The following is a 22,720-nucleotide window of genomic DNA, read 5'->3' on the forward strand; positions in this document are numbered from 1 at the left end:
CGGGTCACGCCTCCTCGGCGAGGATCAGATAGAGCTTCTTGCGGGCGTCGGCCAGCACCGCGAGCGCCTTGGTGCGCTGCTCGGGGCTGCCGGTGAGCACCACCTGCCGCAGTGCGTCCTGCACCGCGCCGCCGGCCTGGCCGAACTCCCTGACGATCTGCCAGTGCTCGCCCTGCCCGGCCTCCTCCCACGGGGCCTCCGGGCCGTTGTCGGCCTCGGCCCGACCCGTGTCGGTGAGCTGGAACAGCTTCTTGCCGCCGGTCTCCTCGCTGCTGATCAGTCCCTCCTCCTCCAGCATCTGGAGGGTGGGGTAGACCGATCCGGGGCTGGGCTTCCAGCTGCCGCCCGAGCGCTCCGCGATCTCGCGGATCATCTCGTAGCCGTGCATCGGCCGGTCCTTCAGCAGGGCCAGCAGCGATGCGCGGACGTCGCCGCGCCGGGCCCGGCCGCCGTGACGGCCGCCGCGCCCACCGGGGCCTCCGCCCCGGAAGGGGCCGAAACCGGGTCCGAACGGTCCCGGACCGAAGCCGGGACCTCCGGGGGGCGGGCCGAACCCGCCGAACGCCTGACGGAACTCGGCGCGCGGACCGCGCCCCCGGTGACCGTGTTCTCCGCGCCCGCCCCGGCCGGGTCGGCCTTCGGGCTGCGCGCCTTCTTCGAATGGATTTCCTGTACGCATGATCTTCGTCCTTTCATGAACGACTTCTATCGAGTGGTCTCGATGCCTCAACGATATATCGGTAGTAGTCGTTCGGCAAGGCCGAATCTCAAGATCTTCTACTCGGTCCGCAGCGCCGTGGCGGTCCGGGCCTTCGCCGCCCAGCCGGCCGGGAGCATCGCCCCGCACACCGCGACGGCCACCCCGCCCACGCCCAGCAGGACCAGCTCCAGCAGTCCGTAGACGTCCTCGATCTGCGACGGGGTACCACTGCCCGCGGTCCGCATCATCACCGGGATGATGTAGTCGTGCAGCGCCAGCCCGATCGGGACACCGAGCGCGGCACCGACCAGCCCCGCCCCCACCACCGAGGACAGCACCTGAGCCACGGTCTGACCGGGCGTCATCCCGACCGCCTTGCACACCCCCAGGTCGTGCACCCGCTCCCGGGTGTCCAGGACCACCGAGTTGAGCACCCCGAGCCCGGCCACCGAGACCAGCATCAGGGTCAGCAGCACCGACATCGCGTCGAAGGCCACCACGACCGGGCTCACGTGCTCCGTCTCGTTCGCCTCGACCTGCACGCCGCTGGACTGCAGGGCGGTGCGGAGCCCGCTGGTGTAGGCCGCGACATCGGTGCCCGGCTTGAGCACCACGTCGTAGAAGACCGGGTGCAGCCCGGGCTGGGCCCCGGCCAGGGTGGCCATGTCGGTGTTGATGGTCAGCCCGGCGTTGCCCGGGTCGAAGTCCTCGCCGACGATCCGCACCGGCACCTGCACGCCCTGGTCGACCAGGGTGACGGTGTCGCCGACCTTCGTACCGGTGGTGGTCAGGAAGTGCGTGGGCACCACGATCTCCCCGGGGCCGTCGAACCAGCGGCCGGAGATGAGGGCGAACGCCTCGGCGGAGGACGGCCCCTGGTAGAGCCGGACCCGGATCGTCCCGGTGCCGCCGGCCACGCTGACGGTCCCCTGGCTCTGCCCGATGGCCGCCGCGGTGCCCGACTGGGCCAGGATGGCCGCACGCACCTTCGCCGGGTCCGCCTGCGCCGGAGCGCTGCCGCCCGCGGCGACCGGCGCCGGTCCGTCACCGCCGAGGAACACCGAGACCGGGATGCTGCCCTGCGGGTGCCGCGCGGTGGTCACCGCGCTGGCGGACGAGGTCAGCCCGATGGCGAAGGTCGCCGCCGTGGTCCCGAACACCACCGCGGCCAGCAGCGCCGCCGAGCGGACCGGTCGGGCGAAGGGCGCGGCCAGTCCCAGCGTCACCGCCCTGGGCAGCGGCAGCCGGGCCGCGAGGCGCTGCGCCCAGCGCCCCCGGCCGGTGCGCGGCGCGCGTCCCACCGCGAGCGCCTCGACCGTGCGCAGCCGGCCCGCCCGCAGGGCCGGCACCAGCGCCGCCACGGCGACCAGGACCAGCGCGGCGGCCGGCACGGCCAGGTCGATCCACCAGGTCACCGCGGAGGCACTGCCCCCGTACATCTGCGCGGTGTCGCCCATCAGCGGCATCGCCAGCACATTGCCGAGCACCACCCCGATCACCGCGCCCACGCTGGACGGGATCAGCGCCTGCGCCAGATAGGCCCGGACCACCTGACCCGGCGTCAGCCCGATCGACTTCAGGATGCCGATCCTGCGGATCTGCGCGCCCACCGCCCCGCTGACCACGCTGGCGATGATGATCACCGACATCAGCAGGCCGAGCACCCCGAAGGCCAGCATCACCGGCACGAACAGCGCGGTGTTCTCGTCGGCCGCCAGCTTCACGTCCAGGTAGGACTGTGCGCTCACCATCGCGCCCTTGGGCAGGGCCGCCGCGATCGCGGCCCGGTCCGCGTTCACCTCGGCGGTGGTCGCCGCGGAGCTGAAGCGGTAGAGCATCTGCGCGCTGGTCGCCGCACCGGCCGTGCGCAGCGCGTCGATCTCGGCGGGGACCACCCAGCCGTCCGCGCTGTCGGTGACCGACGAGGCCAGGCCGACCACGGTCAGGGTGGGGCTGTCGGCCGCACCGGAGGTCTTCAGCGTGGTGCCGAGCCTGGTGTCCGGCCCCACCGAGTTGGCGTCCGTGGAGAGCACGATCTCCCCCGGCCTGGACGCCCAGCGCCCCGACCGCAGGGTGACGTCGTCGACGCCGCCACCGGCCGTGGCCCGGCCGACGACGGTCTCGGTCTGCTGCAGGTCGGCGCCGTCCGGACCGGGCGGGTCGATCTGCGCCACCTGGTACGGGCCCGAGCTCGCGGTCACCCCGGCCAGCCGCCCGGTGGCCGCGATCTGTTCGGCCGTCGCCCGGCCCTCGTCGAACTGCGCGGTCAGCTGCGCTCCGTGCTGCCGGGCGAAGGCGGTGTCGAACGGTGCCGAGGCGCTCGCCATCAGCGACCCGGCGACCACCGCCGAGGCCACCGCCATCAGTACGGACAGGGTCATCACGATGGTCTGCACCCGCCGCCGGCCGACCCGGCCCAGCCTGATCCGCCCGCCTCCGCTGCCGCTGCGGCCCCGCCGCATCCACCCGGCGCTCATCGGACGACCTCCGCGTTCCTGCTGCGGTCCACCGCGACGTGCCCGTCCACCAGCTGGATCGTCCGCTCGGCGCAGGCCTCGGCGAGAAGCAGGTCGTGGGTGACCAGGACCACGGTCTGGCCGCTGCGGTGCAGATCGACCAGCAACTGCCGCACCTCGTGCCCCGACGCGGTGTCCAGCGCCCCGGTCGGCTCGTCCGCGAGCAGCAGGGCCGGGCGGTTGACCAGCGCCCTGGCCACCGCGACCCGCTGCCGCTCGCCGCCGGACAGCCGGCCCGGGTAGGCGTCGGCGTGCTTGGCGATACCCAGCACGCCCATCAGCTCGGCCGCCCTGGTGGCGGCCTTCCCCCGTGCGCTGCCCGCGAGTTGGGCCGGGAGCAGGATGTTGTCCCGCACCGTCAGGTCGTCCAGCAGGTTGAAGAACTGGAACACCATCCCGATCCGCTCGCGGCGGAAGCGTGCCAGCGCCTTCTCGCCGAGTCCGTCGATCTGCAGCCCGCCGACGGACACCCGGCCCTCGGAAGGCCGGTCCAGCCCCGCGATCAGGTTCAGCAGGGTCGACTTGCCGCTGCCCGAGGGACCGGTCACCGCCACTGCCTCTCCCTCGGCGACGGTCAGCGTCACCGGACCCAGCGCCGGTGCGCCGGCGCTGTCGTAACGCTTGACCACGCCTTCCAGTTCGATCACATTCGCCATTGCCGGGCCCGTCCCTGTCGTCTCGTCCGTGTTGTCGTCGCCGCGGCTCTCCCCCGGCGGCAACGACGTTAGGAGCGTGGGCAGTCGGGCCGCGTCGGCCGTCGAAGCGACCTTTCGTCGGCCGCTCGGACGACTCCGCCCGGGGTCATCCCTGCGATGTACTTCCCCCGGCGTCCGGGGTGATCAGCAAGACGGATGCGCCCGCGGCCGGAGCGGCCGCAGAATGGCCCCATGGAACTGGTAGGAGGGCGCGACCTGCGCCGATATCTGCGCACCGTACTGCGTCCCGAGGGGCAGGCCGTCCGGCTGCCGCGCTGGTCCCTGCGGGCCGACGCGGTGTTCGCGGTTCTGCTCACCGTCCTCGTGCTGCTCTCCATGCGCCACGCCGTGATCACCTGGCAGGGGCCGGTCACCGCGTATCCGTTCCCACCGACGGCTCCGGTCCCGCCGCAGCCGGTGGACCTGACCGCCGTCCCGCTCACCCCGGACTGGCACCACTACCTGGCCGGCGCGGTGGCCGCCCTGGCCCTGGCGGCGCGGCGCCGGTACCCGCTGGTCGCCTTCTGGGTGGTGCTGATCGCCCTGCGCAGCGACTACTTCCTGCCGGTCGTGGTCACCCTGCTGATCAGCGGGATCGCCATCTGCGCGGCGGTCCTGCACAGCCGCAACCAGATCCCGGTGCTGGGCAGTCTCCTGCTGGCCGCGCTGCTGGCGACCACCATGTTCCAGAACGCGGACACGGCCGTGCCGCCGATGCTCATCCTGATGCTGGTCCTCGGTCTGATCGGTGGCACCGCCCGGTTCTGGCGGGCCCGGGTGGCCGCCACCCAGCTCCGGATCGCCGAGATCCAGCAGGCCCAGGAGACGGCGATGCGCCAGGCCGTAGAGGAGGAGCGCTCCCGGATCGCCGGCGAGCTGCACGACGTGGTCACCCACAACGTCAGCGTGATGGTCATTCAGGCCGGAGCGGCCCGAACCGTGTTGGACACCTCCCCGGAGATGGCCAAGGAGGCGATGCTCGCCGTCGAGGCCGGGGGGCGCGCGGCGATGGCCGAACTCCGGCACGTCATGGGCCTGTTGGCGGCCTCGGGCACCGGCGGCCGGCCGAAGGACCTCAGGGACGGCCGTCCCACCGCGGAGGAGCTGGTGCCGCAGCCGGGCCTGGGCCAGCTCACCCCGCTGGTCGACCGGGTCCGCGCAGCCGGGACGCCGGTCTCGGTCTCGGTGTCGCTGCCGCCCGAACCACTGCTGTCCGGAATCGATCTGACGGCCTATCGGGTGGTCCAGGAGGCGCTGACCAACACCATCAAGCACGCCGTCGGCGCGGCCTCCTCGGTCACCATCGGGCACTCCGCCGGGGTGCTGGAGATCGAGGTGGTCGACACCGGCGGCACCCCGGGGTTCCAGTCGCTGACCGGAAACAGCCGCGGCCTGCTCGGCCTGCGCGAACGGCTCGCCGTCTACGGCGGCACGCTTGACGCAGGGCGTACGATCAACGGCGGCTTCCGGGTGGAGGCCCGCATCCCCTTGGAACACACCCCTTCGAGCACGGCATGAGGCACACCGGATGAGGAGCACCGCGTGACCCAACCGCCCCTGCGCGCCGTCATCGCCGACGACCAGGCGCTGGTCCGCACCGGCTTCGGGATGATCCTGGCGGCCGACGGGATCGAAGTGGTGGCCGAGGCCGCAAACGGCGCGGACGCCGTCGCCGCGGTCCGGCGCACCCGGCCGGACGTGGTCCTGATGGACATCCGGATGCCCGAACTGGACGGCCTGGAGGCCACCCGGCAGATCATGGCCGGTGGATCGGACGGGACCAGGGTCCTCATCCTCACCACCTACGACCTGGACCACTACGTCTACGCGGCGCTGACCGCCGGCGCCAGCGGCTTCCTGCTCAAGGACGTCACCCCCGAGCACCTGGTCGCCTCGGTCCGCCTGGTCCGCTCCGGCGACGCCCTGCTCGCCCCGACCATCACCCGCCGGCTGATCGAGCGCTTCGCACCCCGGGACGAGGTCAAGGCGACCCGGCACCGCGACCTGTCCGAACTGACACCCCGTGAGCTGGAGGTGCTGCGACTGCTGGCCACCGGCCTCAGCAACGCCGAACTGGCCGACCGGCTCACTCTCAGCGCCACCACGGTGAAGACCCATGTGGCCCGGATCCTCTCCAAGTTGGGCCTGCGCGACCGGGTCCAGGCCGTGGTCCTGGCCTACGAGACCGGCCTGATCTCCCCCGGCGCCGCGACGACCGACGCCTAGGTCCTGTCTGGGGTTCCGGCGCGGGGCCGCCCCCGGGGGGCACGGCCCGCGCCGACCGGGATCAGCCGACGTTGAGGGCGGTGTCGTCCAGGACGAACGAGGTCTGGTCGACGCTGTCCTCGGCACCGGTGAACTTCAGGGTGACCGTCTGTCCGGCGTAGGAGGCCAGGCTGAAGCTGCGCTGGGTGTAGCCGGAGGCGGCGTTCAGGTTGGAGTAGGTGGCCAGGGTGGAGAGCACCGTGCCGGAGCTGTTCAGCAGTTGCACCTTCAGGGTGTCGTAGGCCGTGCTGGTGGTGGTCTCCGCGGTGTCGATGTGCAGGTAGAAGCTGAGCGCGTAGCTGGAGCAGCCGCTGGGCAGGGTCACCGACTGGGACAGCGTGTTGGTGGTGGTCGTTCCGTAGCCGTCCAGCCAGGCGTCGTAACTTCCGGTGCGGGCCGGCTCCTTGGTGCCGCTGTAGATGTTGCTGCTGGTGCTGGCGGTCCAAGGCGAGGCGGAGCCGGTCTCGAAGCCGGGGTTGCCGAGCAGCTGGCTGGAGGCGCAACTACCGGTCGAGGTGGGGGAGGCGCTGGCCGAGGCACTGGCACTGGCACTGGCCGACGTGCTCGCGGAGGCGCTGGCCGAGGCACTCGCCGAGGCGGTGGAGGTGGAGCCGCTCGCGCCGGCGAGCCAGGCGGTGGCGTTCAGCGCGAGGGCGGCGTTGGTGGCGGTGGTGTCGTTCCAGCCGTCGTACAGGGTGTTGCCCGACTGGCCGGTGCCGTCGTCGACGTCCGAACTGTCGCCCCAGATGGCGACCTTGCCGGAGCCGAAGCCGCTGGTGACGAAGAAGGCGCCGGTGTTACCGCTGTAGCCACTGCGGTAGAGCAGGCCCTTGACCGCGGAGTTGTCGGCCGGGGTGAGCGTGAAGGTGGTGCCGTTGTAGAAGTCGCTGCCGGTGACCGTGCCGAAGCTGCCGTTCAGCACCGGGTTGGTGGAGTCGCTGATGGCCTTGGGCGTGCCCGAGGCGATGTTCAGCAGGTCGACCGAGAAGCCGAAGGGGTCGGTGCTGTCCACGGTGTTGTTGGTCATCAGGTCGTTGATGATCGCCGGGGAGTCGTAGCCGTCGTTGTTACGGTCGCTGCCGGTGTGGTCGGAGATCAGGAACAGACCGCCGCCGTTCTTCACGAAGTTCATCAGCGCGGTCTTCTCCGCGGCGGTGAACAGCGTGTTCGGCTCGTCGATGACGACCTCGTTGAAGTTGCTGAGGTCCAGGGAGGCGCTGGTGCCGTAGGTCAGCGCGCTGGTGGTGGTCTTGAGGCTGTAGGAGCCGGTCTTCTGCAGGGCGACGCCCCAGCTGGAGAGGGCCCCGGTCCAGTCGGTCTCGACGGACGGGCTGCTGTTCTGGGCCAGCGGGTCGGGCATGCTGGTGCTGATGATCCAGTCGGCGTTGCCCGCGGTCTCCGCGTGGCCGTCGTCGAACAGCACGTTGTACTTGGTGGCCGCGTGCGCGGTGGGGGCGACCACGGTGACGCCCACCAGTCCGGCACCGATCGTGATCGCTGCGGCGAACACGGCGACCAGCCGCCGGTCCTTACCAACACCCGTCATGAGTGCTTCCTCCGATTGGAGTTGACGACGCGTCGGACAGGGGTATCCGCGCGTAGACTCGGAGTATTCGCGCGTAGACCCGACGGTGGATAGGTCTCGTGGGTTAAAGATTCTTGACGATCTCATGACATCGCAGGTCGCAGCTTGACGCCTGCCCGAATCCACAGGAAAGCCGCCGGCGCTGACAGCGCCGGCGGCTCGATCGGTGCGCCTGGTCTCACTCCGCCTGAGTGTCCGTCGGAGCCTCGGCCTCCGGCGCCGCGTCGGGTCCCGCCGCGCCGGATCCCGCCGCATCGGGTCCCTGTTCGCGCACCTCGCGGACGTGCCGCAGGGCGTCCCGCAGGTCACCGAGCCAGGAGTCGGCGTTGGCACCGACCTGGCGGACGCACCAGGCCAGCGCATCGCTGCGGCTGCGGGCCACGCCCGCGGCCACCAGGGTGTCCAGCACCTGGCGCTCGGGCTGCCGCAGCCGAGTCATCGCCGGCACGGCGAGGTGGGTGAACATCACCCGCTGGTCCCCGTGCAGCACGCCCCAGGAGACCTTGCGCCCGTAGCGCCGCTCGGCCTCCTTGGCCACCTTCATCCGCTCGCCCCGGGTCCGCTCCCGGAACTCGCCCACCGCCCGCTCCGCGGACTCCCCTGCCGGGATCCGGCCCACCACCGTGATCTCCTCACGGTCGGCCTGGATCTCCGGCGCCTCCTCGAACAGCCCCTCGGGCAGTCGCTCGGCGAACCACGCCGCCACCGACTCCCCGGTCTTGCCGCTACCAGTCATGAAATCACCATTACATGATTACAAGGCCTGGCCAAGACTTCTGACCCGAGCGGCGATGAGCCGTCAGCGAACAGGTACGGCAGTGCGCCTCAGGTAGGCAGCCAGCTCACGTGCCCGGCCAGCAGCACGTACCCGACGAACGCCACCGTGTCGATCAGCGTGTGCGCGATCGCCAGCGGCGCGACCCGGCGCCAGCGCCGGTAGAGCAGGCAGAAGATCACGCCCATCACCACGTTCCCGACGAAGCCGCCCACCCCCTGGTAGAGGTGGTACGACCCGCGCAGCAGCGCGCTGGCGGCGACGATCGCGGGCCAGGACCAGCCCAGCATGCTCAGCCTGCGGATCATGTACCCGATCACGATCACCTCCTCCACCACCGCGTTCTGCGCGGCGGAGAGGATGAGCACCGGGATGCGCCACCAGACGTCCGGCAGCGAGCTGGGGATCACCGTGAGGTTGAAGCCGGCCGCCCGCGCGCCCAGGTAGAGCAGCAGTCCGGAGCCGCCGATGCCGGCGGCGATCAGCACCCCGCGGCCGAAGTCCCAGCCGGGCCGGGTGAGGTCGAAGCCCAGCGAGCGCAGCGACGCGCCCTCGCGCAGCAGCAGGTAGCCGACCAGCACCACCGGCACCAGCGGGGTGGCGATGTCGAACAGCTGCCAGCTGAGGTCCAGCCAGGGACGCCCCGGGGCCAGTGAACCGTTGAGGGTCGCGGTCTGGGTGTTGAGCGCGGCCGGCGCGGTCAGCGACCCGATGAAGCTGATCAGTGCGCTGACCCCGCTGGCGCCCAGCGACAGCCCCAGCACGGTGAGCAGTTCCAGCCCCATCAGCCGGCGGGTCAGCCTGACCGGCGCGGGCAGCTGGGTCGGCATGCTGTCCTCGCCGTTGCTCCAACCCCCCGGGGGGAGCCCCCCGGCATCCCCGTGCGACCCCCAGCCGGCGATCCTCATGCGGGCGAGCTCTACGAGGCGAAGCGGAGTGGTCACGGGGTGTCGTCTCCCACGCGGGCGCTGGCTGAACGGTCGATTCGGACGATCATCGCACAGCGGACTGAGCCTGCCGCCGTCAGCGCACCGGCCAGGTGTGCACCGGCTCGCCCAGCCGCATCAGCTCCATGTAACGCAGCGTCATCCGCTCCAGCGCGGTCCTGCGGTCCAGCCCGCCGCGGTCCCGCAGGTCGTGGAAGACGGCGCTCTGCCAGGCCGCCCCGTTCATCCCGGTCCGGCAGCGGTCCTCGATGATCCCCAGGTAGCGGTCCCGGTCCACCGGTTCCAGGCCCCAGGCGTCCAGCCCCTGCCCGGCCAGCGGCAGCAGCTCCTCGCGGACCAGTTCCCGCACCGGCACCTGGGACACCCCGCCCCCGGCGCGCACGGCCGGTCCGCGTGCCCCGAAGCGTCCGCCGCGCGGCCACCACTGCGCGGCGTCCAGGCCGTACCGGGCCGCCTGGTGGAAGTTCTCCGCGGCCAGCGCGAAGGGGAGCCGGTTCCACACCGGCCGCGGCTGGTCCGCGAGAGCACGTACCAGTCCGTAGTAGAAGGCCGCATTGGCGAGGGTGTCCACCACCGTCGGACCGGCGGGCAGGGCCCGGTTCTCCACCCGCAGATGCGGTACTCCCTCGGCGACGTCGTAGACGGGCCGGTTCCAGCGGTAGATGGTGCCGTTGTGCAGCCTCAGCTCGCGCAGCGCCGGGATGCCGCCGGCGGTCAGCACCTTCAGCGGGTCCTCGTCGTCGCAGATCGGCAGCAGCGAGGGGAAGTAGCGCAGGTTCTCCTCGAACAGGTCCAGCGGCGAGTCGATCCAGCGCTCGCCGAACCAGGTGATCGGCCGCACGCCCTGGACCTTGAGTTCCGCCGGACGGGTGTCGCAGGCCTGTTCGAAGAGGATCGGCCGGGTCTCCCGCCACAGCTCCCGCTCGAACAGGAACGGCGAGTTGGCCCCGAGCGCCACCTGCGGCCCGGCCAGCGCCTGGGCGGCGTTCCAGACCGCGGCGAAGCGGTCCGGGGTGACCTGCAGGTGCAGTTGCAGCGAGGTGCAGGCGGCCTCGGCGACGATGGAGACCGAGTCCACCCGCATCCGCTCCACCCCGTCGATGTCCAGGGCGATGTCCTCCCCCCGGGCGGCCAGGATCCGGTCGTTGAGCAGCTGGTAGCGGTCGCCCCTGGACATGTTGTCCAGCACCGCGTGGTCGCTGGTCAGGGTGGGCAGGATGCCGACGGTGACGATCCGCGCCCCGACCTCGGCCGCCTTGCGGTCGGCGTAGCGCAGCCCGGTGTCGATCTCCTCGCGCAGGGTCTCCAGCACCCGGCCGCCGAGCCGGTGCGGGGCGATGTTGACCTCGATATTGAAGCGGCCCAGCTCGGTCTGGAAGTCGCCGCTGGCGATGGCCGCCAGCACCTGCTCGTTCAGCATCGCCGGGTGCCCGGACTCGTCGGCCAGGTTGAGCTCGATCTCCAGGCCCATCACCGCTCTCGGACGGTCGAAGCGCCGCTCACCCAGCATCAGTTCCAGTGCCTCCAGGCACTGTCGGAGCTTCCTCCGGTAGAGCTGGCGGTCCGCCAGATCAGAGCCGGCGGCGGCGACCTTCTCCCCCATGCGCGGTGTCCTCCTCGGTCGGCGTCAGCGCAGGCATCATGCCCAGCCTGGAGATCGATAGCCCGCAGACGGGGCATGTGCCAACCTCACCTTGTGTGTACGAACGTTCTCGAACCCGCCTTGCGGCCACACACGGTGGGTAGTAGAAGAGTCACGGCGCGCATCCGTTCGTATAGAATCGCCCCCACGGGTGAGTACGAATGCCTCTGTCCGCAAGCTCGTCCGAACCGCTCGTCCGCATCGAGCACACGATCGAATCACCGCTACAGCGTCTGAAGCACTCCCGGAGCCCGGCGCCCTCCCCTCCGCACCGAAGGTTCCGCCGTACGTCCCCCGCTCCGCCTGTCTCTGCCTTGAGAGGCGATCCCTCATGCCACTGACGATGCCCCAGCCCCCCGCCGCCGCCCTGCGAGCCGTCCGCGCCGCGATCGACTCCCCGACCACGGTCCGCGCGCTGCACAGCACTGCCGGACGCCGCCGTGGCGGCGTCCTCGTGGCCTCCCACGCACTCCCGGTGCACCTCCTCGATCCGGCGACCGCGACGGTGGCGACGCCCAGCGCCGACGCCCTGGCCGAGACCACGCGCACCGGCTGGCGCTTCCTGGTCATGGACGGCGAGGAGGTCGTGGCGGCGGCCGAGACCCGCGTCGCGGAGGGAGGGCACACCTTCTCGCACTTCGCCGGCGGCCCGTACCCGCTGGCCACCCTGCGGGCGCTGCGGCAGGCCCAGAAGCACACCGCGGGGTCACCGACCGTGTTCCTGCCCCGGTTGCTCTCCGTGCCCGGCCACTACATGACGGCGCTCTGGCTGCACCCGGTGCTCGACCGGGCACAGAGCGCCGACGTACTGATCCCGCTGGCCCCCGCGCCGCTCGGGGTGACCGCGCACCTGCCGCACGACGCGGACGAGCTGCTGTCGCTGCTCTCCCTCGGCGGCAGTCGGTTGCTCACCGTGACCACCTGAGTACCGACTCCCCCGCCTCTCACCCGAAGTGACCATGCCGAGCATGGTCACTTCGGTGCGTCCCGGCGTCCGAAAGGGTGGTCCGTACCCGAGTCCGGTGACGCATGTCACCAAATGGCTGCGGGAGCGTCCCCGTCCGTCGACACTGGGAACCAGCGCGGGCGGCTTCAGCTTCTACCCGGGAAGCAGGCGGTTCACACCTTCCGAAGCGGACCGCGCGGTGACCAGCAACTGCGAATCGAGGGTACGAGCTATGTGCCAGCACCGTCCTGAGTGCCCGTCGGCCGACTCCACCGACCGCGAGGCCGCCGTCGTCGTGGCCAGCTACCCCGAGCAGGGCTGGAGCCTGCTGTGCAACGGGGTCCTCCTGTTCGAGGACACCGGCGAGATCCTCCCCGACGGCCGGGTGATCGCCCCCCACCGAAGCCTCGCCGCAGCGGCATAGAACGCACGAAGGGGCGCGGGGAACTGTCCGCCGGCGGGTGCACCTTGGTGCATGGCCGGTCGCGCAGTTCCCCGCGCCCCTTATGTCCGTGCTATCCCTCGTAGTCCTCAAGCGGAGGGCACGAGCACACCAGGTTCCGGTCCCCGAACGCCCCGTCGATCCGACGCACCGGCGGCCAGTACTTCTCCGCCGGGTTCAACCCGCCCGGGAACACCGCCTCCTGACGGGTGTACGGGTGCTCCCACTCCCCCGCCGCCAGCACCGCGGCCGTGTGCGGTGCGTTGGCCAGCGGGTTGTCCCCGACCGGCCAGTCCCCGGCGCCGACCTTGTCGATCTCCCCGCGGATGGCGATCATCGCCTCGCAGAAGCGGTCGATCTCGCCCAGGTCCTCGCTCTCGGTGGGCTCGATCATCAGCGTCCCGGCCACCGGGAACGACATCGTCGGCGCGTGGAAGCCGTAGTCGATCAGCCGCTTGGCGACGTCGTCCACGCTCACCCCGGCGGCCTTGGCCAGCGGCCGCAGGTCGATGATGCACTCGTGCGCGACCAGCCCGGCCGGGCCGGTGTAGAGCACCGGGTAGTACGGCGCCAGCCGCTTGGCGATGTAGTTGGCGCTGAGCACCGCGACCTGGGTGGCCCGCTTCAGCCCCTCGCCGCCCATCAGCCGGACGTAGGACCAGGAGATCGGCAGGATCGCCGCCGAGCCCCAGGGCGCCGCCGAGATCGGGCCGACGCCGGTCTCCGGACCCGCCGAGGGCTGCAGCGGGTGGTTCGGCAGGTACGGCGCCAGGTGCGAGCGCACCGCGACCGGACCCACGCCGGGGCCGCCGCCGCCGTGCGGGATGCAGAAGGTCTTGTGCAGGTTCAGGTGCGAGACGTCGCCGCCGAACCGCCCCGGCTTGGCCAGGCCCACCATGGCGTTGAGGTTGGCGCCGTCGACGTACACCTGGCCGCCGGCGTCGTGCACGGCCGCGCAGATGTCGGCGATGTTCTCCTCGAACACGCCGTGGGTGGACGGGTAGGTGACCATCAGCACCGCGAGCCGGTCCCGGTGCTGCTCGATCTTGGCGGTCAGGTCCTCGACGTCGACGTCCCCGTCGACCAGGGTCTTCACGACCACCACCCGCATCCCGGCCATCACCGCGCTGGCGGCGTTGGTTCCGTGCGCGGAGGAGGGGATCAGGCAGACGTCACGGCCGGTGTCGCCGTTGGCGCGGTGGTAGGCACGGACCGCGAGCAGCCCGGCCAGCTCGCCCTGCGACCCGGCGTTGGGCTGCAGGCTGACCTTGTCGTAGCCGGTGAGCTCGGCGAGCCGGTCCTCCAACTCGTGGATCAGCGTCAGGTACCCGGCGGCCTGGTGCTCGGGGGCGAAGGGGTGGACGTCGGCGAACTCCGGCCAGGTGATCGCCTCCATCTCGGTGGTGGCGTTGAGCTTCATGGTGCAGGAGCCCAGCGGGATCATGCCCCGGTCGAGCGCGTAGTCCTTGTCGGCGAGCCTGCGCAGGTAGCGCAGCATGCCGGTCTCGGAGCGGTGGCCGTGGAACACCGGGTGGGTCAGGTAGTCGTCGGTGCGCAGCAGCGAGCCGGACAGCACCTCGCCGGCGGCCGAGTTCAGCGCCTCCAGGTCACCCGCGGCGGCGTGCACGCCGAAGGCGGTCCAGACCCCGGCCAGATCGGCCGCGGTGGTGGTCTCGTCGCAGCTGATGCCGACCGTGTCGGCGTCGACCTGACGCAGGTTCACCCCGGCCAGCCGGGCCGAGTCGACGACCTCGGCGGCGCGGCCGGGGACCCGCGCGGTGACGGTGTCGAAGAACGCGTCGTGCAGGATCTCCACGCCGCCCTGCTGCAGACCCTGCGCCAGCGCGGCGGCGTAGCGGTGGGTGCGCAGCGCGATCTCCTTCAGCCCGTCCGGGCCGTGGTAGACCGCGTACATCGACGCCATCACGGCGAGCAGCACCTGCGCGGTGCAGATGTTGCTGGTGGCCTTCTCGCGGCGGATGTGCTGCTCGCGGGTCTGCAGCGCCAGCCGGTAGGCGCGGTTGCCGTCGGCGTCGACGGAGACGCCGACCAGGCGTCCGGGCAGGCTGCGGGCGTACTCGGCGCGCACCGACATGTAGCCGGCGTGCGGGCCGCCGAAGCCCATCGGGACGCCGAAGCGCTGGGTGGTGCCGATGGCGATGTCGGCGCCGAGCGAGCCGGGCGAGGCGATCAGGGTCAGCGCCAGCAGGTCGGCGGCGACAGCTACGACCGCGCCCAGACCGTGGGCCTGCTCGATCACCGGCGCCAGGTCGCGGACGGCCCCCGAGGCGCCCGGGTACTGCAGCAGCACGCCGAAGACGCCGCGCTCGGCGACCTCCGCCGGAATGCCCTCGCTGAGGTCGGCGACCACGGTCTCCACGCCGGTGGGCTCGCAGCGGGTCCGGATCACCGCGATGGTCTGCGGCAGGGCGTCGGCGTCGATGACGAAGACGCCGCCCTTGACCTTGCCGACCCGGCGGGCCAGCGCCACGGCCTCGGCGGCGGCGGTGCCCTCGTCCAGCAGCGAGGCGCCCGAGGTGGGCAGCCCGGTGAGGTCGGACACCACGGTCTGGAAGTTGATCAGCGCCTCCAGCCGGCCCTGGGAGATCTCCGGCTGGTAGGGGGTGTAGGCGGTGTACCAGGAGGGGTTCTCCAGCACGTTGCGCAGGATCACCGGCGGGGTGAAGGTGCCGTGGTAGCCCAGGCCGATCATCGGGCGCAGCACCTGGTTGCGGCCGGCCAGCGCCCGCAGCTCGGCCAGCACCTCGGCCTCGGAGCGGGCACCCGGCAGGTCCAGCGCCTCCAGGCTGCGGATCGCCGCGGGGACGGCGGCGGAGGTGAGCTCGTCCAGGCTGCTGTAGCCGACCTGGGCCAGCATCTTGGCCTGCGCGTCGGCGTCGGGACCGATATGGCGCTGCTCGAAGGGCCGCTCGTGGAAGGGGGACGTCATGGCGGGAGAGCCTCCTGGTCGGACCCGGTTGGCACGATGGGCGTGCCGGGACGACCTCCCCCTCTGTCATGGAACCTGAGAGCTTCACCGGCCAGGGACAGCCGGCTTTCACCGTCGGTGTGGACCCTCACGGACGGGCCCCGCTTTCCAGAGTGACCTCGCGCGCGCGGTACGGATGCCTGAGAGTTTCCGGGGAGGAGTTGCTCCTTCGGCGCCGCAGAGGTGCACGGTCTCTCCCGCGCGCACTCGACCGGTCGCCGTCAGCCTATCAGCGTGATCCCCGGGTGCATCGAATGGAGCAGTGACACACCCGTAACGGCGGTAGGCATTCGACAAATCGATCTTTATGCCTTTTCGTATGAGTTGATCGCATATGTCATCTTTCCGCCGCGAGGAGTGGACGCGCCCGTGCAGACCGAGATCGACCCCAGGGACCTGATCGGCCACAAGGCCGTTGACCGCAACGGCGACAAGATCGGCACCGTGGACGAGGTGTACCTCGACGACGCGACGGGCAAGCCGGAGTGGGCCGCGGTCCGCACCGGGCTGTTCGGTCGGGACGCCTTCGTGCCGCTGGCCACCAGCGAGTTCGTCAGCGACGAGCTGCGGATCCCCTACGACAAGTCCCAGGTGAAGGACTCCCCGGACTTCGGCGTGGGCCAGCACCTCTCGCCGGAGCAGGAACTACAGCTCTACCGCTACTACGGCCTGGAGGTCCCCGGTGGCGGCAGCGGCAGTGGTTCGGGCAGCGGCTCCGGCTCCGGTTCCGGCGGCGCCAAGGACCCGGCCCCCGCGGCTGCGGCTCCCACCGCCCCGGCGACTCCCACTGCTCCGGCCTCTCCGGTCGTGCCCCCCGCCGCGCCCGCGGCCACGCAGGCCATGCCGGTGGTGACGGCCGCCGCAGCCGCCGCGGCCACCACCACGGCGACCGGGTCCACCCCCACCGCCGACACCAGCCGCACCGCCGCGTTCATGGCCCCGCCGCCGGCCCAGACCGCCTCGGTCCCGCCGACCGCCGCAGCGACCGGTGCGGCCGGTGCCGCCGCGGCCCGGCCCTCGGTCCCCGCCGAGCCGGCCCCGTCGCTGCAGAAGACGGACCAGCGCGCCGACCAGCCGGACCCGCTCACCGGTCCGCTGCCGGGCACCGCGGCGGCCGCGACCCGCGCCGCCCAGGCCGGCGTCCCGGAGCCGATCGAGTTCGTCTGCCGCGAGGAGCGGCTGGACATCTCCACCGAGTGGCGCGTCCTCGGCAAGGCCCGGCTGCGCAAGTACGTGACGGCCGAGCAGGTGGAGCGCCGGGTCCCGGTGATCCGCGAGCGGATCCGGGTCGAGCGGGTCCCGGTCGGCGCCGACGAGCGCGCCCAGCTGACGGACCAGGAGATCACCGAGAGCACCGAGGAGGTCACCCTCCACGAGCAGCGGGTGGTGGTCCGCAAGGCGGTCGTCCCGGTCGAGCGGATCCGCCTGGTCACCGAGCGGTTCACCGAGGAGGAGATCGTCCGGGACGAGCTGCACCGGGAGCACATCCAGGTGCAGGACAGCACCCGCCCGGCCGGACCGACCCCGGTGCCCGGCGGCGGGCAAGCCCCCGGCCAGGCGCCGGTGGGTCAGGCCCCGACCGCCGCCCCGTCCACGCCGCCGCCCGCGCCCGGCCGTCCCGACCTCCCGGGCCACGCCATCGGCGCCTGACGCCCGCTCAGACCTCGGCAGTCCCGTCGGCGAGGGCCGATCCGCGCACCAGTGGCAGCGGGTCGGCCTTCTCCAGTTCCGGGTCGTCGACCGAGAAGGTGCGCACCGGCCCCCGCTCGCCCCAGGGCGTCTCGAAGCGCACCGTCACCCGGCCCACCCCGCTGCCCTGGACCCAGCCGTGGCCGAGCTCGGCGTGCCGGACGTCCTGGCCCGGCATCCAGCGCCGCACGGTGAGCAGCGTGCCGACGCCGCCCGGGTGCTCCGATCCCCCGGGGAGCGACGAGCGCTCTCCGCCGCTCGAACCCGGGTGGAACGCCCGCGGCTCGCCGGGGCCCCCGTAGGCGGCCTCCGCCTGGTGAGCCGTCTCCGGATCCTGCTCCGAACCGCCGTCGGGGTAGCCCGCCGCCGCGGCCTCGGCCGCCTCCCGCTCGGCCTGGGCGAACAGGTCCTCCTGGGTGAAGTCCGCGAGACCGGACACGCCGACGCCCAGCAGCCTTACTCCGCCGGTCAGTTCGACCTGCTCCAGCAGCCGCCGGGCGATCGCCGAGATCACCAGCGGGTCGTCGGTGGGCGACGGCAGCGTCTCGGACCGGGTCAGCGTGGTGAAGTCGAACAACCGCACCTTGATCACCACGGTCCGCCCGGAACGGGCCGCCGCGCGCAGCCGCCGCACACAGCGGTCGGCCAGCCGGTCCAGCTCGGCCCGGATCAGCTCCCGGTCGCCGAGGTCCACCTCGAAGGTGTCCTCCACCGACACCGACTTGGCATCCCGCTCCGCCACCACCGCGCGCTCGTCCCGCCCCAGCGCCAGCGCGTGCACACCGGCCCCGTGGGCCCGCCCCAGCAGCCGCACCAGTTCGTCCTCGGGCGTGGCCGCGATCTGGGACACCTGGGTCAGCCCCAGCCTGCGCAGCGTCTCCGCCGTCGCCGGACCCACCCCGGGCAGCGCCCGCACCGGCAGCGGATCGAGTATCTCCCGCTCGCGGCCCGGCTCGATCAGCACCAGTCCGTCCGGCTTGGCCTGCTCGGAGGCGATCTTCGCCAGGAACTTGGTGCCGGAGAGCCCGACCGAGGCGGTCAGGCCGACCGCGGCCAGGATGTCGGCACGCAGGTCCTCGCCCAGGGCGCGGACCAGTTCGACGCCCTCCTCGACCGAGCCCTCGCGCAGCAGCTCGCCGTAGGGGCCGGCCTCCAGGTCCACGAAGGCCTCGTCCAGGCTCAGCGGCTCCACCAGCGGGGACAGCTCCCTCAGCAGGGCCATCACCAGATCGCTGACCTGGCGGTAGAGCTCGAACCTGGGGATGAGGTAGGCGGCGTTGGGCGCGCGGCGGCGCGCCTGCGCCATCGGCATCGCCGAGTGCACCCCGAAGACCCGCGCCTCGTAGGAGGCGGTGGCGACGACCCCGCGGCCGCCGAGCCCGCCGACCACCACCGGCTTTCCGCGCAGGCTCGGCTTGGACGCCTGCTCCACCGCGGCGAAGAAGGCGTCCATGTCGAGGTGCAGGATCGATGGCACGGACCGCATGCTCCTATCGTCGCCGACACCACTGACAACGGAGCGTTGATCTTGCCTGCGGGCCGTAGATGGTTTGTCGCGCAGTTCCCCGCGCCCCTAGGGGGCTGCAACTGGCTCAGTTGCACAACCTCAGGGGCGCGGGGAACTGCGCGACAGACCATGCACGACCCGCACCCGAGAACCCCTCAACGCCACCGCGCCAACGCCGTGACCTTCGGCCCGAGCAACGAAGGCGCCGGCTTCAGCACCGCGTCCAGCACCGCCTCCCCCGCCGCAGGCAGCTCCCGGACCCCGCCGTAGTACCAGGTGGCGTCGTGCGGTTCGTCCACGGCGATCCCGTAGGCGTCGATGCCTGCCGCACGGCACATGCTGAGCGCGCGGCGGACGTGGAAGCCCTGGGTGACCAGCAGGGCCCGGTCCACCCCGAAGATCCGGTGGGCCCGGCTGCAGGAGTCCCAGGTGTCGAACCCAGCGTAGTCGCGGACCACCCGGTCGGCCGGGACCCCGTGCCGCAGCAGGTAGGTCCGCATCGCGTCCGGCTCGTCGTAGTCGGTGCGCCCGTTGTCGCCGGTGACCAGCAGCGCCTGCACCTTCCCGGCCCGGTAGAGGGCCAGCGCCGCGTCCAGCCGGTGCGCCAGGTAGGGCGAGGGGACGCCCTGGTCGAGCCCCGCCCCGAAGACCACCGCGACCGGCTCGGACGGGGCGTCGGCGACGGTGCGCAGCCGCTGCCCCTCCACGACGTAGAGCCAGGCCGACGGCAGCAGCGCCAACAACACCGCGGCCGCCACGATCCGAAAGGCCCAGCGCTGCCCGCGCCTGGTCCGCAGCGCCCGTGCCGTTGCCCGCAGCCCCGACCGCGACCGCTTCCGCAACCGTCCCAGCGCCATCCGCCACCCCACAGCTCCCCGAGCCCCTCCCCGGGGCTCTGATCACTGCGGACGCGCGGTCAGCCCGCGCGGTTGCGCCGTCGTGCCAGCTCGTCGCCGGGGTCGAAGCCGACCAGGGTCTCCCCGGTGTCGGCGCGTTCGCCGTGCAGCCGGCCCAGCGAGCCCTCCAGCTCGCGCCAGACCGCGCCCAGGGCGATGCCGAAGACGCCCTGACCGCCCTGGAGCAGCTCCACCAGCTGGTTCGGCGAGGTGCACTGGTACACCGAGGCGCCGTCGCTCATCAGCGTGATCCCGGACAGGTCGGCGATCCCGCAGGTCCGCAGGTGCTCCACCGCGGCACGGATGCTCTGCAGCGAGACGCCGGCGTCCAGCAGCCGCTTGACCACCTTCAGCAGCAGCACGTCGCGGAAGTCGTAGAGCCGCTGGGTGCCGGAACCCTGCGCGGCCCGGACGCTGGGCTCGACCAGCCCGGTCCTGGCCCAGTAGTCCAACTGGCGGTAGGTGATGCCGGCCGCCGCGCACGCGGTGGGGCCGCGGTAGCCGATCAGCCCGGAGGCCGGGTCGGCGGTCTCCTCCGGTCCGTCCGCCGCGTGACCGGGCCCCTCGGGCCCGGCACCGCCCTGCTGCGGGACGACGGCCGGAAGGGCCTCCCAGCCGCCACGCGCCGCCCGCATCGACCGCTGCGGGGCGTGTCTCGCCGGGTGGAGCGGACAGGAACCACCTGCGGCCGTGCCGTCACCGGTGCTGCTCACACGGCCCTCCGTTCCACTTGTCCTCCGGATCCGCCGCTGAGGGCAAGGTGGTGCACCCAGGACGTCCACAACCGACGGTAGGCAGTTGGCCGACGTGCGTCAACGATCGCCACGCTGGGCATGGCGGGTGATGTCGCCCCGATGAGTGGTTTGGCGTGTCCTGACTGCGGGTAGGGGGTCTCAGTTGCGCGCTGCAGGCTACTGGCTGCTGCTGCCGAAGTCCTCGGGCGAGATCTGGTCCAGGAACTCCCGGAACCGTTCGACCTCGTCCTCCTGCTCGTCCGGGATGGCGATCCCGGCCTCGTCCAGCACGCCGTCGCTGCCGTAGATCGGCGCACCGGTCCGCAGTGCCAGCGCTATGGCGTCCGAGGGACGCGCACTGACCTCCACGCCGCTCGCGAAGACCAGCTCGGCGTAGAAGACCCCCTCGCGGAGATCGGTGATCCGCACCTCGGTGAGCTGCTGGCCCACCGCCTCCAGCACATTGCGGAAGAGGTCGTGCGTGAGCGGGCGCACCGGGGTCATCCCCTGCTGCGCGAAGGCGATGGCCGTGGCCTCCCCCGGTCCGATCCAGATGGGGAGGTACCGGTCGCCCCCGACCTCGCGCAGCAGCACGATCGGCTGGTTCGACGGCATCTCCACCCTGACACCCACGACGTCTAGCTCGTTCACACTCGCAACCCTAGGGCGCACCGCCCCGATACTCCAGTTCTGATTGGTTTCGGAGGGGGGTCGGAGCAGGCTCGGTGCAGGCTCAGAGCCCGGGGCGGGCCCGCAGTCCGGCCTGGACCAGGGCGGCGTGCAGCCGTACCGAGAGCGTGGCGAGTTCCCGGGCCAGCGCGGCGGCATGGGCCCGGGTCTGCGGGTTGCGGTGCCTGCGCAGCGGCGCGACCACCTGTTCGACCAGTCCGACCTCCCGGTCGGCCGCCGCCTTGACCGCGCGCAGGTGCCGCGGCTCCAGGCCGAACCGGCCCAACTCCGCCACCAGTCGGGCGACCTGCAGCATCTCCGGGTCGTAGCCGCCCTCGGGGGTCGCCACCACCAGCCCGTAGGACTCCCAGTCGGCCAACTGCTGCTCGGCCACGCCCGCCGCCGCCAGCAGCTCCGCCCGTCCCAGCCGCGGGCCCGGGACGAACGCCTCCGGCTGGGGCGGCTCGATCGCGTGCGGCTCGCCGCCGCCCGGCAGCGCCGGCGGCTCCTCGCCCGCGTCCAGGGCGTCCAGGTGCTCCCTGATCACCCGTAGCGGCAGGTAGTGGTCCCGCTGCATGCGCAGCACCTGGGCGAGCCGGTGGACGTCGGCGCGGCTGAACTTCCGGTAGCCCGAAGGGGTGCGCTGCGGCTCGACCAGGCGCTCCGCCTCCAGGAAGCGGATCTTGGAGATGGTGACCTCGGGGAACTCGTCCCGCAGCACCCCGAGTACCGCGCCGATGCTCAGCAGCTGCCTGCCGGCCTCGGCGGCTCCGGCCGTTGCGGTGGCCACTTGGGCCGTGCCGACCTGGGCCGTTCCGGCTTCGGCCGTGCCGATGTGAGACGTGCCGTTGTCGCCCTGCACAGGATCGCTCCTCCGTTGTGCGCCGGGCCCGGCCGCAGTCGGTCCCGGCGGAACATCCCCCTGCTCAGAACCCCCGGCGGCTCTCGAAGAAGACCACCCGGTACTTGCCGATCTGCACCTCGTCACCCGTGCTCAGCGGCACCTCGTCGATGCGCTCGCGGTTGACGTAGGTGCCGTTGAGGCTGCCGACGTCGGCCACGCTGAAGCCGCCGGGCGTGCGGCGGAACTCGACGTGGCGCCGGGAGACGGTGATGTCGTCCAGGAAGATGTCGCTCTCCGGATGCCGGCCCGCCGTGGTCACATCGGTGTCCAGCAGGAACCGGCTGCCCGAGTTGGGCCCGCGGCGGACCACCAGCAGGGCCGAGCCCGGCGGCAGCGCGTCCACGGCGGCCTGCGCCTCGGGCGAGATCATCGGGGTGGCCTGGGTGGACGTCACCTCGGGGTCGTAGGCCTCCAGGCCCGAGATCGAGATGGTGGACGTCTGCTCCGACGGCCCCTCCGCCTGGCCGCGCGCCCGCAGCGGCGCGCCGCAGTTGGAGCAGAACCGGCTGGCCTCGGGGTTGCTGCTGCCACACCGGGTGCACACCGTCATCCCTGCGGCCTCCTGTCGCGGATCGCCTGCCTGAGCCTGCGCATACGGATCGGTACCAAACCCTCCAGCTGAGGTTGAGGGTACCGCTCCCTGTGCTATGCCCGCCCCACCGCCGAAACCGGCGTGTCGCTGGTCCTCCCGGTACATCGGACGCTCCTGCACCGGGGCCAGGGCGTCGCCCTCGTCCGGACCGCGCATGCCCGGTACCGCCCGGTGGCGTGCGGTGGGCGCCTCGACCGCGCCCTGAGGGGACTTACGACCGAACAGCT

At 72.2% G+C, this 22,720-nt stretch carries 19 protein-coding genes and 2 riboswitches; of the genes, 5 read left to right on the plus strand and 14 right to left on the minus strand.

All coding sequences use genetic code 11. From position 1 onward, the window contains the following. Positions 1-4 precede the first annotated feature (4 nt). From ABUW04_RS38940 to ABUW04_RS38950, 3 genes are all read right to left on the minus strand, one after another. Entirely contained in the window at positions 5-679 is a 675-nt protein-coding gene (locus ABUW04_RS38940; protein WP_380524914.1) for a PadR family transcriptional regulator, read from the minus strand. A gap of 98 nt (positions 680-777) precedes the next feature. Further along, positions 778-3,177 carry an FtsX-like permease family protein gene (locus ABUW04_RS38945; protein ID WP_380569007.1) on the minus strand — a complete coding sequence of 800 codons (2,400 nt, stop codon included), beginning with the start codon at positions 3,175-3,177 and terminating at the stop codon, positions 778-780. Continuing rightward, on the minus strand, positions 3,174-3,872 hold the full coding sequence (locus tag ABUW04_RS38950; RefSeq protein ID WP_380569008.1) for an ABC transporter ATP-binding protein: 699 nt from the start codon (positions 3,870-3,872) through the stop codon (positions 3,174-3,176). Before ABUW04_RS38950 ends, ABUW04_RS38945 begins: the two co-directional genes overlap by 4 nt. Before the next feature lie 231 nt (positions 3,873-4,103). Here ABUW04_RS38950 and ABUW04_RS38955 point away from each other — a divergent pair, with 231 nt between their 5' ends. Continuing rightward, positions 4,104-5,429 carry a sensor histidine kinase gene (locus tag ABUW04_RS38955; protein ID WP_380569009.1) on the plus strand — a complete coding sequence of 442 codons (1,326 nt, stop codon included), beginning with the start codon at positions 4,104-4,106 and terminating at the stop codon, positions 5,427-5,429. A gap of 24 nt (positions 5,430-5,453) precedes the next feature. After that, positions 5,454-6,137: a response regulator gene (locus ABUW04_RS38960; RefSeq protein WP_030266452.1), complete on the plus strand. Its 684-nt coding sequence runs from the start codon at positions 5,454-5,456 to the stop codon at positions 6,135-6,137. 61 nt (positions 6,138-6,198) lie between these two features. Here the strand turns inward: ABUW04_RS38960 and ABUW04_RS38965 are convergent, their stop codons facing one another. From ABUW04_RS38965 to ABUW04_RS38980, 4 genes are all read right to left on the minus strand, one after another. Then, positions 6,199-7,722, minus strand: a complete 1,524-nt coding sequence (locus tag ABUW04_RS38965; RefSeq protein ID WP_380569011.1) for a hydrolase — start codon at positions 7,720-7,722, stop codon at positions 6,199-6,201. 217 nt (positions 7,723-7,939) lie between these two features. Beyond that, positions 7,940-8,497 carry a hypothetical protein gene (locus ABUW04_RS38970; protein WP_380569012.1) on the minus strand — a complete coding sequence of 186 codons (558 nt, stop codon included), beginning with the start codon at positions 8,495-8,497 and terminating at the stop codon, positions 7,940-7,942. A gap of 89 nt (positions 8,498-8,586) precedes the next feature. Beyond that, on the minus strand, positions 8,587-9,366 hold the full coding sequence (locus ABUW04_RS38975; protein ID WP_380569013.1) for a CPBP family intramembrane glutamic endopeptidase: 780 nt from the start codon (positions 9,364-9,366) through the stop codon (positions 8,587-8,589). Positions 9,367-9,559: 193 nt separating this feature from the next. Beyond that, positions 9,560-11,086, minus strand: a complete 1,527-nt coding sequence (locus tag ABUW04_RS38980) for a glutamate--cysteine ligase family protein (protein WP_030266464.1) — start codon at positions 11,084-11,086, stop codon at positions 9,560-9,562. A 382-nt stretch (positions 11,087-11,468) separates the two neighbouring features. Between ABUW04_RS38980 and ABUW04_RS38985 the strand changes: the two genes are divergently transcribed. Both ABUW04_RS38985 and ABUW04_RS38990 read left to right on the plus strand, forming a co-directional pair. Further along, positions 11,469-12,050 carry a hypothetical protein gene (locus ABUW04_RS38985; protein ID WP_232242827.1) on the plus strand — a complete coding sequence of 194 codons (582 nt, stop codon included), beginning with the start codon at positions 11,469-11,471 and terminating at the stop codon, positions 12,048-12,050. 253 nt (positions 12,051-12,303) lie between these two features. Continuing rightward, positions 12,304-12,495, plus strand: a complete 192-nt coding sequence (locus ABUW04_RS38990) for a DUF5999 family protein (RefSeq protein ID WP_380569015.1) — start codon at positions 12,304-12,306, stop codon at positions 12,493-12,495. 91 nt (positions 12,496-12,586) lie between these two features. Here the strand turns inward: ABUW04_RS38990 and gcvP are convergent, their stop codons facing one another. Continuing rightward, complete coding sequence (gene gcvP / locus ABUW04_RS38995) at positions 12,587-15,463, minus strand: aminomethyl-transferring glycine dehydrogenase (protein ID WP_380569016.1); 2,877 nt, start codon at positions 15,461-15,463, stop codon at positions 12,587-12,589. Positions 15,464-15,516: 53 nt separating this feature from the next. After that, positions 15,517-15,620: riboswitch (glycine riboswitch) on the minus strand. Next, a riboswitch (glycine riboswitch) is annotated at positions 15,621-15,712 on the minus strand. Positions 15,713-15,871: 159 nt separating this feature from the next. Between gcvP and ABUW04_RS39000 the strand changes: the two genes are divergently transcribed. After that, positions 15,872-17,152, plus strand: coding sequence for a PRC and DUF2382 domain-containing protein (locus tag ABUW04_RS39000; protein ID WP_380569018.1), 1,281 nt, complete (start codon positions 15,872-15,874; stop codon positions 17,150-17,152). A gap of 7 nt (positions 17,153-17,159) precedes the next feature. Here the strand turns inward: ABUW04_RS39000 and ABUW04_RS39005 are convergent, their stop codons facing one another. From ABUW04_RS39005 to ABUW04_RS39030, 6 genes are all read right to left on the minus strand, one after another. After that, positions 17,160-18,677, minus strand: a complete 1,518-nt coding sequence (locus ABUW04_RS39005; protein WP_380569019.1) for a DNA polymerase IV — start codon at positions 18,675-18,677, stop codon at positions 17,160-17,162. A gap of 176 nt (positions 18,678-18,853) precedes the next feature. Next, a complete protein-coding gene (locus ABUW04_RS39010) occupies positions 18,854-19,555 on the minus strand; it encodes a SanA/YdcF family protein (RefSeq protein WP_380569020.1) in 702 nt (233 codons plus the stop codon). 59 nt (positions 19,556-19,614) lie between these two features. Beyond that, positions 19,615-20,307 carry a MerR family transcriptional regulator gene (locus ABUW04_RS39015; RefSeq protein ID WP_084715501.1) on the minus strand — a complete coding sequence of 231 codons (693 nt, stop codon included), beginning with the start codon at positions 20,305-20,307 and terminating at the stop codon, positions 19,615-19,617. Between the two features lie 198 nt (positions 20,308-20,505). Next, positions 20,506-20,979 carry a bifunctional nuclease family protein gene (locus ABUW04_RS39020; protein ID WP_030266489.1) on the minus strand — a complete coding sequence of 158 codons (474 nt, stop codon included), beginning with the start codon at positions 20,977-20,979 and terminating at the stop codon, positions 20,506-20,508. A gap of 82 nt (positions 20,980-21,061) precedes the next feature. Then, positions 21,062-21,742, minus strand: a complete 681-nt coding sequence (gene ftsR / locus ABUW04_RS39025) for a transcriptional regulator FtsR (protein WP_084715507.1) — start codon at positions 21,740-21,742, stop codon at positions 21,062-21,064. A 181-nt stretch (positions 21,743-21,923) separates the two neighbouring features. After that, the gene (locus ABUW04_RS39030) at positions 21,924-22,451 is read right to left on the minus strand and encodes an FHA domain-containing protein (protein WP_030266493.1); all 528 of its coding nucleotides are present in this window, start codon (positions 22,449-22,451) and stop codon (positions 21,924-21,926) included. Between the last annotated feature and the right edge of the window lie 269 nt (positions 22,452-22,720).

It is taken from the genome of Streptacidiphilus jeojiensis (assembly GCF_042510965.1).
GTDB lineage: Bacteria > Actinomycetota > Actinomycetes > Streptomycetales > Streptomycetaceae > Streptacidiphilus > Streptacidiphilus jeojiensis.

What these genes read in the sequence shown, in the direction of transcription:
- ABUW04_RS38940 (WP_380524914.1), bottom strand. Translation starts at nt 679, where the DNA reads ATGCGTACAGGAAATCCATTCGAAGAAGGCGCGCAGCCCGAAGGCCGA.
- ABUW04_RS38945 (WP_380569007.1), bottom strand. Translation starts at nt 3,177, where the DNA reads ATGAGCGCCGGGTGGATGCGGCGGGGCCGCAGCGGCAGCGGAGGCGGG.
- ABUW04_RS38950 (WP_380569008.1), bottom strand. Translation starts at nt 3,872, where the DNA reads ATGGCGAATGTGATCGAACTGGAAGGCGTGGTCAAGCGTTACGACAGC.
- ABUW04_RS38955 (WP_380569009.1), top strand. Translation starts at nt 4,104, where the DNA reads ATGGAACTGGTAGGAGGGCGCGACCTGCGCCGATATCTGCGCACCGTA.
- ABUW04_RS38965 (WP_380569011.1), bottom strand. Translation starts at nt 7,722, where the DNA reads ATGACGGGTGTTGGTAAGGACCGGCGGCTGGTCGCCGTGTTCGCCGCA.
- ABUW04_RS38970 (WP_380569012.1), bottom strand. Translation starts at nt 8,497, where the DNA reads ATGACTGGTAGCGGCAAGACCGGGGAGTCGGTGGCGGCGTGGTTCGCC.
- ABUW04_RS38975 (WP_380569013.1), bottom strand. Translation starts at nt 9,366, where the DNA reads ATGCCGACCCAGCTGCCCGCGCCGGTCAGGCTGACCCGCCGGCTGATG.
- ABUW04_RS38980 (WP_030266464.1), bottom strand. Translation starts at nt 11,086, where the DNA reads ATGGGGGAGAAGGTCGCCGCCGCCGGCTCTGATCTGGCGGACCGCCAG.
- ABUW04_RS38985 (WP_232242827.1), top strand. Translation starts at nt 11,469, where the DNA reads ATGCCCCAGCCCCCCGCCGCCGCCCTGCGAGCCGTCCGCGCCGCGATC.
- ABUW04_RS38990 (WP_380569015.1), top strand. Translation starts at nt 12,304, where the DNA reads ATGTGCCAGCACCGTCCTGAGTGCCCGTCGGCCGACTCCACCGACCGC.
- gcvP (WP_380569016.1), bottom strand. Translation starts at nt 15,463, where the DNA reads ATGACGTCCCCCTTCCACGAGCGGCCCTTCGAGCAGCGCCATATCGGT.
- ABUW04_RS39005 (WP_380569019.1), bottom strand. Translation starts at nt 18,677, where the DNA reads ATGCGGTCCGTGCCATCGATCCTGCACCTCGACATGGACGCCTTCTTC.
- ABUW04_RS39010 (WP_380569020.1), bottom strand. Translation starts at nt 19,555, where the DNA reads ATGGCGCTGGGACGGTTGCGGAAGCGGTCGCGGTCGGGGCTGCGGGCA.
- ABUW04_RS39030 (WP_030266493.1), bottom strand. Translation starts at nt 22,451, where the DNA reads ATGACGGTGTGCACCCGGTGTGGCAGCAGCAACCCCGAGGCCAGCCGG.